This window comes from Paenibacillus sp. 1781tsa1, assembly GCF_024159265.1.
Classification (GTDB): Bacteria; Bacillota; Bacilli; order Paenibacillales; family Paenibacillaceae; genus Paenibacillus.
Window position 1 is genome coordinate 172,199 of the sequence record NZ_JAMYWY010000001.1, and the last position, 13,956, is coordinate 186,154.

At 45.6% G+C, this 13,956-nt stretch carries 12 protein-coding genes and 1 tRNA gene; 11 read left to right on the forward strand and 2 right to left on the reverse strand.

The annotated features are described in order from the left end of the window. Positions 1-164: 164 nt before the first annotated feature. The 10 genes from NKT06_RS00855 (at position 165) to NKT06_RS00900 (ending at position 11,437) form a co-directional block, all read left to right on the forward strand. Positions 165-1,898, forward strand: coding sequence for a tetratricopeptide repeat protein (locus NKT06_RS00855; protein WP_253429037.1), 1,734 nt, complete (start codon positions 165-167; stop codon positions 1,896-1,898). Positions 1,899-2,069: 171 nt separating this feature from the next. Then, positions 2,070-3,029, forward strand: coding sequence for a thioredoxin-disulfide reductase (gene trxB, locus NKT06_RS00860; protein ID WP_124118319.1), 960 nt, complete (start codon positions 2,070-2,072; stop codon positions 3,027-3,029). Positions 3,030-3,191: 162 nt separating this feature from the next. Continuing rightward, positions 3,192-4,223 (forward strand): AI-2E family transporter, encoded by a 1,032-nt coding sequence (locus NKT06_RS00865; RefSeq protein ID WP_301290245.1) that lies wholly within the window; start codon positions 3,192-3,194, stop codon positions 4,221-4,223. 447 nt (positions 4,224-4,670) lie between these two features. After that, entirely contained in the window at positions 4,671-5,621 is a 951-nt protein-coding gene (locus NKT06_RS00870; RefSeq protein ID WP_253429041.1) for an ROK family glucokinase, read from the forward strand. A 51-nt stretch (positions 5,622-5,672) separates the two neighbouring features. Continuing rightward, entirely contained in the window at positions 5,673-6,572 is a 900-nt protein-coding gene (gene rapZ / locus NKT06_RS00875; RefSeq protein WP_017691251.1) for an RNase adapter RapZ, read from the forward strand. A 13-nt stretch (positions 6,573-6,585) separates the two neighbouring features. After that, positions 6,586-7,572, forward strand: a complete 987-nt coding sequence (locus NKT06_RS00880) for a gluconeogenesis factor YvcK family protein (protein WP_017691250.1) — start codon at positions 6,586-6,588, stop codon at positions 7,570-7,572. Between the two features lie 6 nt (positions 7,573-7,578). Continuing rightward, positions 7,579-8,517 (forward strand): DNA-binding protein WhiA, encoded by a 939-nt coding sequence (gene whiA, locus NKT06_RS00885; RefSeq protein ID WP_253429043.1) that lies wholly within the window; start codon positions 7,579-7,581, stop codon positions 8,515-8,517. Between the two features lie 255 nt (positions 8,518-8,772). After that, positions 8,773-9,042, forward strand: a complete 270-nt coding sequence (locus NKT06_RS00890) for an HPr family phosphocarrier protein (protein WP_017691248.1) — start codon at positions 8,773-8,775, stop codon at positions 9,040-9,042. A 156-nt stretch (positions 9,043-9,198) separates the two neighbouring features. After that, positions 9,199-9,951, forward strand: coding sequence for an SIMPL domain-containing protein (locus tag NKT06_RS00895; protein ID WP_253429045.1), 753 nt, complete (start codon positions 9,199-9,201; stop codon positions 9,949-9,951). Positions 9,952-10,339: 388 nt separating this feature from the next. Then, the gene (locus NKT06_RS00900) at positions 10,340-11,437 is read left to right on the forward strand and encodes a stalk domain-containing protein (RefSeq protein ID WP_253429047.1); all 1,098 of its coding nucleotides are present in this window, start codon (positions 10,340-10,342) and stop codon (positions 11,435-11,437) included. A 165-nt stretch (positions 11,438-11,602) separates the two neighbouring features. On the opposite strand, the gene clpP is transcribed toward NKT06_RS00900, so the two are convergent. Beyond that, positions 11,603-12,199 carry an ATP-dependent Clp endopeptidase proteolytic subunit ClpP gene (gene clpP, locus NKT06_RS00905; protein ID WP_017691245.1) on the reverse strand — a complete coding sequence of 199 codons (597 nt, stop codon included), beginning with the start codon at positions 12,197-12,199 and terminating at the stop codon, positions 11,603-11,605. 176 nt (positions 12,200-12,375) lie between these two features. Beyond that, positions 12,376-12,450 (reverse strand) — tRNA-Arg (locus NKT06_RS00910). Between the two features lie 426 nt (positions 12,451-12,876). Between NKT06_RS00910 and NKT06_RS00915 the strand changes: the two genes are divergently transcribed. Continuing rightward, positions 12,877-13,902, forward strand: coding sequence for a sugar-binding transcriptional regulator (locus tag NKT06_RS00915; protein WP_124118313.1), 1,026 nt, complete (start codon positions 12,877-12,879; stop codon positions 13,900-13,902). The last annotated feature ends 54 nt before the right edge of the window (positions 13,903-13,956 follow it).

Here is a 13,956-nt window from a genome sequence, read left to right on the forward strand (position 1 = left end):
TTAATAAACAACGCTCCAAGGTGATATGTTTCCTACAAAATGGAATATCACTTTCTTTTGCATTTTTTTCATAAACGACATGAAACTACATATTGAGAAGTGGGCCTTAAGATGTGGTATACTGGAGAGTATGAATGAAATGCAAAGAGGAGGTGCCTTGGAAGATGAAGGGCAAGCTAGTGCGGGCTGAGGGACACCTTGCCAATATTATACCGATTCACTTGGATGCTTCTTTCTTTTTTGAAAGAGCTGTCCGCTCGCTGGACCGTAATCATGTTGACAAGGCATTAAAATATTTTCGCAAAGCTGTTGAATACGAACCGGAAAATCCGGTAAATCATTGTAATATGGCGGGTATATTATCGGAGAAGGGGGATTACGAAGCCTCCAATGCCATTCTGGCTAACGTGCTGGAAGTGGTAGATCCGTCGATGACGGAATGTTATTTCTATATGGCGAACAATTATGCAAATATGGATCGGTTTGAGGAAGCCGAGCAAGCACTTGTTACCTATCTGGAGGAGGACACCCAGGGTCAGTTCATGACGGAGGCCGAAGAGATGATGGAGCTTCTGTACTATGAGCTGGATCGTCCGACCAAACTGAATCGAATCAAATCACGCAAAGGTGTAGTGGAGCACGATCAGGCACGGGAACTATTGGAAGAAGGGAAATTTGCACAGGCTGCTGAATTGCTCGAAGGCATGTCTTCTGATTATCCTGATTACTTGGCTGCCCGTAACAATCTGGCACTCGCCTACTATTATATGGGTCTGTTTTCCAAAGCGAAAGAGACCATTGCCGAAGTGCTTGAACAGGAACCAGGTAATCTGCATGCACTCTGTAATCTGGCCATTTTCCATCAAAATGAGAACCGGGCTGATCAAGTGCTGCTTCTGATCAAAAAATTGCGGGTCATCGTGCCGTTCCAGCACGAACAAGTCTACAAACTGGCGACAACGATGGGAATACTGGGCCAACACGATACGGCTTATGTTCACTTCCGGCGTTTGCTCAAGGATGAAGAGACAGCTGCTGATCCGGCACTTGCTCATTATGCAGCAGTGGCGGCTTATAATACAGAACGTTATGATGCTGCTGAGCGTTTATGGCATCATGTATCCAAGCTTGATCCGGGTTCCGAAGTATCTCGGTACTATCTGTCAGGTCTTGAAGCTGTAAGACAAGGCGAGCAAGAGCCAGAGAAGCTAAGTTATCACTATCATCTGCCATTTGACGAGCAATTCAGACAGTGGGAAAACTATGGTAACGGCATTCCTGAAGAAATGAAGAATGATCCATTAATTCGTTCATCGTTCTTCTGGGCATTGCGGCATGGTGATCGGTCAACCAAGCTACAGGTTATTCATGCGCTTGGAATGATCGGTGATTATGAGGTGCAGCAGGCTCTGCAATCCTTTATTGAAGAGCCGGGAGAAGAACAGGATCTGCTTGAGGCAGCACAAGCTGTACTGAGCGGATTGGAATCCGCTGAACATGAGGATAGGAATACTCAGGTGGTTCGTCCCTTTTCTCCTGTTGCCTTGAAGTCCATTGGGAAGGTTCAATCCACATCAGAACAATCGGACACTGGCTCGACCTCCCATTGGCAGGCTGTTGTTGATCGTGCGTTACAGATGTCTGAAGCGAAGGCTGAGTTACAGCAAGAGATGGAACGGCTCTGGACGGATTATGTATCCCGGGTACATCCGGAGGTTCCGGGTACGAAGCAGATTGAGGGTTGGGCTGCAGGACTTGAATATTTAGCAGCGAAGAATCACAGTCGGCCCGTTACCTATCAAAGTATTGCTGAGCGGTATGGGATATCGGCATCAACGGTTAGCAAATATGCGAAACAGATTCATTCGGTGTGTAACAGCAATCCACCACTTGTATAGAAAGTTGGCCCTCACTTGTTTTCAGAAAGACATCATGAGGTGAAGGATACAACAACCGGGAAAACGGGTAAACTTAACGAATGGGCCTCGTAAATGCCTGTAGGATATCATCTTGGCAAGTTCATCGCTAGTACAACACATTCTCACCTTAATTAAGGAGGCTGTATCTATATGTCTAAATACAGAACGATTGTGATCGGAACGGGACCTGCGGGTCTGACAGCAGCGATATATCTGGCTCGTGCTAATCTGAAACCACTGGTTATCGAAGGTCTTCAGCCGGGTGGTCAATTGACAACGACAACGGAAGTTGAGAATTTCCCCGGTTTCCCGCAAGGTATCATGGGTCCAGAACTTATGGATAACATGCGTAAGCAAGCTGAACGTTTTGGAGCGGAATTCAAAAACGGTTGGGTGGAAGAAGTGGATTTCAGCAAACCGCCCTTCAAGGTCAAAGTTGGAGGAATCGGTGAACTGGAAGCTGAATCGATCATTATCTCCACAGGTGCATCCGCTCGTTATCTCGGTATTCCGGGTGAACAGGAAAATGTGGGACGTGGTGTAAGTACATGCGCGACATGTGACGGCTTCTTCTTCCGAGGCAAAAAGATCGTAGTTGTGGGCGGTGGTGACTCCGCCATGGAGGAAGCGAGCTTCCTGACTCGTTTTGCAACAGACGTTACATTAGTTCACCGCCGGGATGAATTGCGTGCATCCAAGATTATGCAGGATCGGGCTCGCAGCAATGAGAAGGTGAAGTGGGCGCTGAACCGCACTCCCCTCGAGGTCGTACCTGAAGCTATGGGTGTCAAAGGCCTGAAGGTACGCAACAACGAGACGGGGCAGGAAGAGTTGCTTGAAGCAGATGGCGTATTCGTTGCCATTGGTCACACACCAAATACCGGATTTTTGGGTAATGCGATCACACTGGACGAACATGGCTATGTTGTGGTTAAACCAGGAACGACGGAGACCAATATACCGGGTGTATTTGCCTGTGGTGATGTTCAGGATACGAAGTATCGTCAAGCTATTACGGCTGCAGGATCCGGTTGTATGGCCGCGATGGATTGTGAGAAGTTCCTTGAAGGAAGCATTGTCCATGATTGGAGCGAAACGTTGGATAAATAAGCATGACATGCGTGAGGTTAGGCATATGCTAGGAATAAGAGACAACGGGAAGTCTCATGTAATGAGAGAAGCCGGAAGGCTTCTCTTTTTTTGAAACTACAGTGGGCATGAGTTCGTATACATATGGGGCATATTAGCTGTGAGGTGAAGATTTTGGGGGAAATGATAAAAGATTGGCTACAGAATGCGACAGTGAGACGATTTTTGATCCTGCTCTTGTTCTGTTTAGTTTTGTTCAGTATGGGGAGTATGCTGCACATGATTCTGCTGTTGTTCCTGGTGACGTATGTCATGAACAGGTTACAGCATTTCATTACAGGTGGTTTGAATCGGTTGTTTCCGATCAATTATAAAGTTGTGGTCATCCTGCTCTATATGATTGTTATCGCAGTAATTGTACTTGGCATTTCCAGATATTCACCGCGGATCGTGGATCAGGTCGTTCAGTTAACGAACGAGATTATGAAATTTCTGGATAGTGCAGACGGTGATAATTTTGCATCCAAAATTGCGGGTTATCTTCAATCCTTCGATATTAAAAATTACACCAATGATGCATTGAAATATATTTTCGCTTTGAGCAAATGGCTGGAGTTTATTCTGCTCGTTATCATTCTGAGTTTGTTCTTCTTGTTGCAGAAGCAGGAGATATCCAAGTTTACGTCCAAGTTCAAAACAAGTAAAATTGGATGGTTCTATAATGAAGTAGCTTATCTGGGAGACAAATTCGTATCTTCTTTTGGTAAAGTCATTGAGGCACAGCTTCTGATTGCGGTGTTCAATACAGTGCTGACGATCTTGGGTTTATGGATTCTGGGTTTCCCATATCTGTTCGCTCTGACCATTCTGGTGTTCCTGCTCAGTCTGGTGCCCGTGGCGGGGGTTATCATCTCACTGGTACCACTCTGTCTGATTGGGTATCAGATGGGTGGACTGAAATTAAGTATTATTGTGATCATCATGATTATTGTAATTCATGCCTTGGAGACGTATTTCCTGAATCCAAAACTGATGGCACATAAGACCAAACTGCCGATGTTCTACACCTTTATCGTACTGATTCTGTCGCAACACTTCCTGGGGATCTGGGGGCTGATCATTGGTATTCCGATTTTCGTCTTCCTGCTTGATATTCTGGATGTGAATAAGATGGAGAAAACAGAAGAGCCGGTACGTTTGGAAACGAAGTTGTGACGTATAGCTGAAGAATGGCTGAGTTCAATCCAATTGAACAACTTCAGATATTTGTGAAAAGTAAGGTGCCTTCCAACCATGGAAGGCGCTTTTTTGTTGGCAATACCGTCAATAGATCGCTTTCTGCATGGGAATGACAGGTGAGCGGGTGCATAAGACGAGTCACCGTTATGAGGGGACGATGATCATCTTTTATGAATGGAACGAGTGAAGATGCAATATCATGAGTTGAGGCTTCCTCTGTTATGGAGGAAGGAATGAAGCGTGCGTTTATAAATGAAGGTAATAAGATTGTATACGTATTCATAAATGCTATGTGATGTGGTTCACAACCCTAACGGAGCATGGTGTATCCGAGGTCTTATCGTCTTGACCCAGGCGTATCCTTCAATTATAGTTGGTACGTAGGACTTAAACTATTTTAGATAGATAAAGGTGGCTTGCAGCATGTCTGAGAAAATCTACGTTGGGGTCGATCTCGGCGGAACAGCAATCAAAGTCGGTATATGCGATGAACATGGTCAGCTAATGCATACGTATGAAGGACCGACTGAAGTGGATAAGGGCGTAGACACGGTCATCGCCAACATCGAGAAGTATGTCCGACATATCGTAGCCGAATCACCTTACAGTTGGGAACAGCTTGAGGGTGTAGGCGCTGGAGTGGCCGGTTTCACGAATGTACGCGAGGGAATTATCGTTCATGCCCCTAACATCGGATTTCGGAATGTGGCCATTCGTTCGATTCTGGAAGAACGTCTGGGCAAGCCAATCAAAATAGATAACGATGCAAACGTGGCTGCACTGGGTGAAGTATGGGCAGGTGCCGGCAAAGGCGTAGACAATTGCGTATGTTATACGCTCGGTACTGGCGTTGGCGGAGGCTTGATCTTGAATGGGAACATCTATCAAGGCTTCTCGGGTATGGCGGGAGAGCTGGGTCATATTAGTGTTGTACCTGATCTGGAGGCCATCAAGTGCGGCTGTGGTAAAATGGGGTGTGTAGAAACTGTATCGTCTGCAACGGGTATTATTCGTATGGCGAAGGATGCGGTAGAACGCGGTGATCATACGTCACTGGCACTCGTCGACAAGATTGCAGCCAAAGAAGTATTCGATGCTGCCAAGGCAGGCGATGAAGTGGCACAGCGTATTGTAAACCGTGCGGCCTTTTACCTGGGCAAGTCCATGGCTACTGTAGCGGCTGTCATTAACCCAGAGATGTTCATCATTGGTGGTGGCGTATCCAAAGCGGGCAATTTCTTGTTCGATGAAATACGTACCGTATTTGCCAAGCTGACACCGGAACCGTTGCAAGATGGGGTTCAGATTCTGGAAGCTACACTTGGTAATAATGCAGGTATTGTGGGTGCGGCAGGTCTTCTCTTGCGTTCCTAGTAACCTCGTAACAATATATGAAGACAGCAATATGATAAGGAGGGGACATTTATGCTTGAAGGTGAAGGCTCACCAGGCACAGGCGCCACGCTCATTATCATTACGGGCATGTCGGGGGCAGGTAAAACCATTGCAGTACAAAGCCTGGAGGATCTGGGTTTCTTCTGTGTGGATAATCTGCCACCGGTATTGATTCCAAAATTTGCGGAACTAATTGAACAGTCAAACGGCAAGATTGGTAAGGTTGCATTGGTTATCGATCTGCGCGGGCGTGAATTCTTTACGGCTCTGTCCGAGTCTTTGAACTATATTAAAGATCATTTTACCATTCATTGCGAAATTTTATTCCTGGATGCTACAGATTCTGTACTTGTTCAGCGTTACAAAGAAAGCAGGCGCAGACATCCTCTGGCTCCTGAGGGCATGCCGCTGGACGGCATCCGACTGGAACGCAAGATGTTGGAGGAACTCAAAAACTCCGCTACTCAGGTACTGAATACAAGTACAATGAAGCCTGCCCAACTGAAAGAACGCATCATTTCCCGCTTCTCTCATCTGGAAAGCCAAATGCTGTCAGTGAATATTACGTCGTTCGGATTCAAATATGGCATTCCAATTGATGCTGATCTGGTGTTTGATGTACGTTTTTTACCGAATCCGCATTATATTGATCATTTACGACCGAATACGGGACAGAATAGTGATGTGTACGAATATGTTATGAAGTGGCCAGAGACACAGGCGTTTCTGACCAAGCTGCTGGATATGCTGCATTTCCTGATTCCGCAATACCGGAAGGAAGGCAAAAGCCAGGTTATTATTGGAATCGGCTGTACCGGAGGCAAGCATCGTTCGGTAGCAATATCGGAATATTTGGGCAAGATGTTGGGAAGCAGCGAGACAGAAGCTGTCACCGTAAGCCATCGCGACGCTGACCGGGACCGTCATTGAAGAGGGTGAAGGGATGAAAGAGGCCGGACCACGAAGAGAACGTCCGAGAATAGTTGTAATGGGCGGCGGAACCGGATTATCCGTGATGTTACGCGGTTTGAAAGAGAAGCCGCTGGATATCACGGCCATCGTCACGGTTGCAGATGACGGTGGAAGTTCAGGCATCCTGCGCAATGAGCTACAGATGCCGCCTCCGGGCGACATTCGAAACGTGCTTACGGCACTGGCTGATGTAGAACCATTGCTTTCAGATATGTTGAAGTACCGTTTCAATACAGGCGCGGGGCTTGCAGGCCACAGCTTGGGAAATTTGATTTTGGCTGCAATGACGGATATTTCGGGCGACTTTGTGACCGCAGTGCGGGAGCTTAGCCGCGTGTTTGCCGTTCGAGGTGAGGTATTGCCAGCAGCTGGGCAGGCCGTTGTGTTGCATGCCGAGATGGAAGATGGCACAATTATTACAGGTGAATCCAAAATCCCCGAGGCAGGTGGACGCATCAAACGTGTTTTCCTTGAACCGGATCACGTGGAGCCGTTGCCAGAGGCGGTAGAGGCTATTCGTCAAGCTGACGCCATTCTGATCGGGCCAGGCAGCCTATATACAAGCATCCTTCCCAATCTGCTTGTACCTAAGCTTGCAGAAGCTGTGGTAGAGGCTGATGCGGTGAAGATGTTTATCTGTAATGTTATGACACAGCCGGGAGAAACGGATAACTATACGGTAAGTGACCACCTTAAGGCGGTACACGAGCATATAGGTCATCAGCTCTTCGACTATGTTATCGTAAATAATGGGGATATTCCGCTGCAAGTGCAGAATAAGTATGCGGAAAAAGGAGCAAAACCGGTTGTACTGGATATGAATGTACTCGAAAGTGCCGGCTATCAGGTGGTTGCAGATACTCTTGTTCTGTTCAAGACTTATCTGCGTCATGATGCCGACAAGTTAAGTCATCACATCTACCAGCTGGTACAAAATTGGATGTTACGGAAGAGGTGAAGTCCCATGTCGTTTGCAGCACAGACCAAAAAAGAGTTAACCATGATCGAGAGCGAACCGTGCTGCGAAAAGGCGGAACTTTCAGCCCTCATCCGTATGCTTGGTGCAGTGCAGTTATCGAATAAAAAAGTAATCTTGGATATTTCGACGGAGAATGCCGCCATTGCAAGACGGGCATACTCTCTGCTTAAAAAGCATTTTCAAGTTCATACGGAATTACTGGTCCGCAAAAAAATGCGGCTGAAAAAGAACAATGTATATATTGTTCGTATTCCAACTATGGTACAGGAGATTCTCAAGAGTCTTCATATTGTATCGGAAGGTTTTCTGTTTACGCCAGGAATTAATACGGAGTTATTTCAACAGAACTGTTGTAAACGGGCCTATCTTCGCGGTGCATTTCTGGCCGGTGGATCGGTTAATAATCCGGAAGGTTCCTCGTACCATCTGGAGATTGCGTCCATGTATGAGGAGCATTGTCAGGCGCTGGTTGATCTGGCCAATGAATTTCATCTGAATGCCCGGTGTATAGAACGGAAAAAAGGATTCATCCTATACATTAAGGAAGGCGAGAAAATCATTGAGCTGCTCAGTATCATTGGTGCTCATCAGGCCTTGTTCAAGTTTGAAGATGTACGGATTATGCGAGACATGCGTAACTCCGTTAACCGGATTGTCAATTGTGAGACTGCCAACCTGAATAAAACAATTGGAGCGGCGGTAAGACAAATCGATAATATCCGTTTGTTGCAAAAAGAAGTTGGTCTGGAATCGCTGCCTGAGAAACTTCGCGAGGTGGCGGAGGTTCGACTGGCTCATCCAGATATCAATCTGAAGGAAGTGGGCGAACTCCTTAAAGGTACAGTTAGCAAGTCGGGAGTGAACCATCGGCTTCGTAAAATTGATGAGTTGGCTGAGAAAGTGCGCACAGAACGTTATGGTTAAGACGTCGTAGGGTAAAGTAACAAGGTCGGCTGTTTCTGCTGAACAGAAACGGTCGGGAAAGTTAGCCGTTAAGGATCTGGGAGACTCACTTAGGTCATTGGATGCGCTCTGCAAAAGATGAAATAGGGCAAGATAATGTCCTTCAAAGGACCCTGAGTTTTTTCTTCTAGTGTCCTGCACGGGTTAATGGTATAATGTTGTATAAATATAATTGTGTATTTAATGTCCAGATTTCATAATAGGGGGTAAGTTTCCATGACAAAGCACCCGGTAGTTGTCCGTTTGAAAACGGGTCTCCATGCCAGACCTGCGGCACTGTTCGTTCAAGAAGCGAATAAGTACTCGTCTGAAGTGTTCGTCGAGAAGGACGACAAAAAAGTTAATGCAAAAAGTATTATGGGGATCATGAGCCTTGCGATTAGCACAGGTACGGAAATCCAGATTAGTGCAGAAGGCGCGGATGCCGAACAGGCTGTAAACGCTTTAGTTAGTCTGGTAAGCAAGGAAGAGCTCGAAAACCAATAAGATATGATCAATCCAATGAAGAAGTCCCGAAAGGGGCTTTTTTGCGTTATTGACGTATTTGCTATCGTCAAGTGCAACATTATGGAATTTGTCCCGTCTGTTAAGGTATCAAATCGATTAAAGTTTGAGATGTTAACACATAAGGAGGCTATCGTGATGGGTAAACAATGGATGAAACCGTTTGGTGCAGTGCTGGTGGCAAGTACGTTGCTTGTAGGAGGAACCGCATGGGTTGCACCAGGAAACTATGCTTATGCTGCAGAGGTTCAAGGCGTACAACAGAATGTGATTAATGTCGTGGGTAAAGGTGAGATTCAGGTGAAGCCTGATATTGCTTATCTGTCCATTGGTGTGAACAGTACTGCAGAAACAGCTGCATCTGCTCAAAAAGCGAATGCTGCCAAAGTTCAAAAAGTATCCAACTTGCTGAAGAATACGTGGAAAATCAGTGCAGACGACATTCAAACCAGCCAGTTCTCTGTACAACCCAACTATACGTATAGCGAAAAAGACGGACAACAAATTAAAGGATACACAGCGCATCATACACTGACAGTCACGTATCGTCAGATGGACAAGATCGGCGAGTTGCTCGATGCTGCTTCAGGGGCAGGTGCCAACAATATTGAGAATGTACGCTTTACTGTAGAAAATCCGGAAACTTATGAGTCCCAAGTGATTGAGAAGGCTGTTGCCAATGCAGATGTGAAAGCTGGCGCCATTGCAAAAGCAGTTAAACGTCAACTGGGTGCTGTTCTTTCCGTGAGCCAAGGTGACGCCAATGTGCCTGTATTCTATGCAAGCGAGGCGTTAATGTCCAAAGCCCAAGATACAGCAGGTGGCACGGAGATTGAAACAGGCCAGGTTAAAGTAAGTACAATCCTGAATATTACGTATGAAATGAAATAAACAAGAGTGAACCAGGATTGTAAGCTCAAGTAACCTTTACAAGTTTCATTTGAAGGGTACAACGAAATAATGACAAAGACTTTGTCCTGTGGACAGAGTCTTTTTTTGTTGCAAAAGCAAACTTTAATGAAGTTTGATAGGAGGGAACCCTTTTTGAAGCAACATGAAATGCTGTATATTGGTATCTTTTTTGTATAGTTGTTCGTGACAAAAAGGTCATATCCCCTTATATTTTCCGTCTGATATTCATCAACATTGTAACTCGAGCTGTAAACCTTTCCGAAATTGGGTTAATTATAATAAAGAGGTGAGCGTATGAGATATGCGATCAGGTCAGGATTACATACGCAATGATACCTAATTGTGAATTCAGAGAGGAGTTTTATATATGACATCATGGAAAAAATGGACAAGTGCGTTGCTTGCAGCAGGAATTATTGTAGGTAGTGGTTCGGTATGGCAGGATAGTTCGGTACAGGCGGCGTCTGTATCCTCGAAAGTGACAACCCCGGCTGAGGTAACTCTGAAATCGGGTGGGAAAACACTGACTCAAAAAGGACTTCTTCAAGGTGGATCGACTTGGGTCTCGCTGACAGCGGTCAAAGATGTAGCGGGCGGTACGTTGAAATATGATGCCAAAACCAAGTCATATACGGTAACAGCAGCCAACAATGCGATGACTGTTAGCTTGATGGATGGACAGCCAAACGTTTACATTAACGGTTATTACCCTCAGGTGGAAGCGAAATTGATTCAAGGTCGATTATATATTCCATTCTCGGCAATGAGAGATTATCTGGGTGTACAGGGAAATTGGGATGGCAAAACCAAAACGTTAACACTCAGCAAGGTGAAACAAAATAGCGTGAAAGTTAAGGCGGCCACAGTTAATGTCACTGTGAAAAACGCTGAAGTAGATGTTCAATATCCGCAGGTAAGTGGACTTGCCAGCAAAGAAGCTGAAGCGGCCATCAACAAAGTGCTCAAAGATGAAGTGGACACGGCTGTTGCTGCTTTCAAAAAACAAACCACTGAATTTGGCGGGGCAACCGCAAAACGTCCATATGCTTTTGAAACTTCGTATGTCGTGACCTACAATGAGAACGGCGTGCTAGGTTTGATCACTCAACGTTATGAGGACTATGCAGGAGCACATGGCATGACAACCCGTACCGGCCACACCTTTGCACTGGACACAGGCAAGGAGCTTACATTAGATGATGTGCTGCAAAATAACAAAACCATGCGCGAGACGTTGGGTAAAAAAGTGGGCGAGCAACTGAAAGCCCGCGGTGGATACCTGGAAGGTTACAAAGGGTTGAATAAGGACCAGGATTTCTATGTGACACCAACAGGGGTAGTTGTGTTCTTCCAGTTGTATGAATATACGGCGTACGCAGAAGGCTTCCCTGAAATGCCATTCACGTATAAAGAGCTTCTCCCTAAAGGCACAGAACCTTTCAGTAATGTAACTGGAACCAAATAACGAACTATTATTGTGCACTCTTCGGTTATCCTTCTTATAAAATGAAAAAAAGAGCCCTCATCATAATTATGATGAGGGCTTCTTCTCGTTAGACAACACAATGAGGTGTTGCTGATTACGTTAGGTATTGATATGTTAACGCGTAGACCGGGGTCTACATCACACTTAGATGCCTTGGGAACCTACGTTTTCAATAACTTTATCAATGATACCGTAATCGGCAGCTTCAGCAGCACTCATGAAGTAGTCACGATCTGTATCTTTCTCGATCCGCTCCAGAGGTTGACCTGAACGCTCAGAGATGATGCGGTTCAAGGTATCACGCATTTTCAGGATGCGGCGAGCACGAATTTCGATGTCCGAAGCTTGACCTTGAGCACCACCAAGCGGTTGGTGAATCATGATTTCACTGTTAGGCAACGCAAAACGTTTCCCTTTTGCACCAGCGTTCAGCAAGAATGCACCCATGGAAGCCGCCATACCTACACAGATGGTAGATACATCCGGTTTGATGAATTGCATTGTATCGTAAATGGCCATACCGGCTGTAATCGATCCGCCTGGGCTGTTGATGTATAAGTGAATGTCTTTCTCCGGATCTTCCGCAGCCAGGAACAACATCTGTGCCATAATGGCATTAGCCACTACATCATTAACATCGCTACCAAGGAAAATAATACGATCCTTCAGCAATCTGGAGTAGATGTCATAGGCGCGCTCACCCCGGTTGCTCTGTTCAACGACCATTGGAATAAAACTCACGTGAAAAACCTCCTCGGAATGTAAATGTTATTGGTGTTTATATTTAAACTGTTACCGTATTACCCACATAATAAACAATTCCAAACAAAAAGTCAAAGAAAGTCAAACTAACTTGCAAAAAAAAGAAACCTTTCCGGTTTCATTGGTTAAAAGGGTTATGAGCTGTTAAATAAAAGTGGCGCGCCCGCCAAGAATCGAACTTGGATCTCAGGCTTCGGAGGCCTACGTCATATCCATTGGACCACGGGCGCACATTATGTGACAGCAATAATGATTATAGCTCATGAAATATTTAATTGCAAGCAATTCGTGATGTGTATTGGTTTGGATTAACCTAAAAATGATCATGATGAAGAAGAGTGGATAAAGAGTGCATTTAAGTAAATGCTATTAGAGGTTTTGGACATGCCGGATGAAATGTATTCTGAGCGATATGTAGACGGGATTCATTTGTTTCTTCTATATATGGTATGCGTGAGCTAGTCCTTGATCATGGAAGTCTAGGATTGTGAAAATAGGCGCGTACAAACGCTGAATGTGTGTCGAAATAACACGTTGAAACACTTGCATGTCACGTCAGTTTTAGGTAGAATAGACGTGGGACTTAAAAAGTTAACCCGGGACGTTTTAGGGCCACGAAAGAGAGCTTGGAACGAGAACTTGCGGGAGTGGAAAGCATGCGAACGATTTTAGAAGTACAAAAGCAGCTTCTGCCTGATCTCATGGATGTCTTGAAAAAGAGGTATACGATTCTGCAGCAGATCATGTTATCGGATGTGATCGGACGGAGAACGTTAGCTAATTCCATGCAGATGACCGAGCGGGTTCTGAGGGCTGAGACCGATCTGTTAAAGGCTCAGGGACTTATTGAAATTGACAGTGCAGGAATGAAGATCAGCGAGGCAGGGTATGATTTGCTGCAGCAGTTAGAGCCCGTAGCCAAAGAGTTGTTCGGATTATCCGAGCTGGAAGAGCGCATCAAGCAAGCCTACGGTCTGCAAAAGGTAGTTGTGGTTCCTGGCGATTCGGACGTATCTCCATTTGCCAAAAGGGAACTGGGCAGAGCCGGAGCGAAGGCTCTCGGCAATATCATGAGTGACAACGACGTTGTCGCCGTTACTGGCGGATCAACAACGGCCGAAGTCGCAGAGCAACTGACTCCGCCAACATCGCTCAAAGGTGTCTGGTTCGTACCGGCACGCGGTGGACTTGGAGAAAGCCTTGAAATTCAGGCAAATACGATTGCATCTACGATGGCAAAACGGGTAGGAGCGCAATATAAACTCCTGCATGTACCGGATTTGCTTAGTGATCATGCCTATGAATCATTAATCCAGGACCCCAGTGTTCAGGAGATTCTGCAGCTGATTCGAAAATCGCGGATTGTTATTCATGGAATTGGTGATGCCGTGGAGATGGCGACACGACGTAAACTTGCTACAGAGATCATAGATGAACTTCAGGAGCAGGGAGCCGTATCTGAATCTTTCGGTTATTACTTTAACGATCAGGGTAAGGTGGTACATACCATGCTTACACTGGGGATGCGACTTCAGGATATTGAACGAACCGATGTAGTGATTGGAATCGCAGGTGGCAAAAGCAAAGCTGCTGCTATACATTCCGTGTTGCGATTTGGTCAGGAAGATATTCTGATTATTGATGAGGCTGCTGCCGAAGTCATCGTTGCTGAAATGGAATAAGGTTTTACTTCGCTTACTTTGCAACACAACTATTGTTGTCTTGACGGACTTCAC

Coding starts and splice junctions, on each gene's coding strand:
- whiA (WP_253429043.1), top strand. CDS start 7,579: ATGTCGTTTGCAGCACAGACCAAAAAAGAGTTAACCATGATCGAGAGC.
- NKT06_RS00870 (WP_253429041.1), top strand. CDS start 4,671: ATGTCTGAGAAAATCTACGTTGGGGTCGATCTCGGCGGAACAGCAATC.
- NKT06_RS00900 (WP_253429047.1), top strand. CDS start 10,340: ATGACATCATGGAAAAAATGGACAAGTGCGTTGCTTGCAGCAGGAATT.
- NKT06_RS00865 (WP_301290245.1), top strand. CDS start 3,192: ATGATAAAAGATTGGCTACAGAATGCGACAGTGAGACGATTTTTGATC.
- NKT06_RS00895 (WP_253429045.1), top strand. CDS start 9,199: ATGGGTAAACAATGGATGAAACCGTTTGGTGCAGTGCTGGTGGCAAGT.
- NKT06_RS00915 (WP_124118313.1), top strand. CDS start 12,877: ATGCGAACGATTTTAGAAGTACAAAAGCAGCTTCTGCCTGATCTCATG.
- rapZ (WP_017691251.1), top strand. CDS start 5,673: ATGCTTGAAGGTGAAGGCTCACCAGGCACAGGCGCCACGCTCATTATC.
- trxB (WP_124118319.1), top strand. CDS start 2,070: ATGTCTAAATACAGAACGATTGTGATCGGAACGGGACCTGCGGGTCTG.
- NKT06_RS00880 (WP_017691250.1), top strand. CDS start 6,586: ATGAAAGAGGCCGGACCACGAAGAGAACGTCCGAGAATAGTTGTAATG.
- NKT06_RS00855 (WP_253429037.1), top strand. CDS start 165: ATGAAGGGCAAGCTAGTGCGGGCTGAGGGACACCTTGCCAATATTATA.
- NKT06_RS00890 (WP_017691248.1), top strand. CDS start 8,773: ATGACAAAGCACCCGGTAGTTGTCCGTTTGAAAACGGGTCTCCATGCC.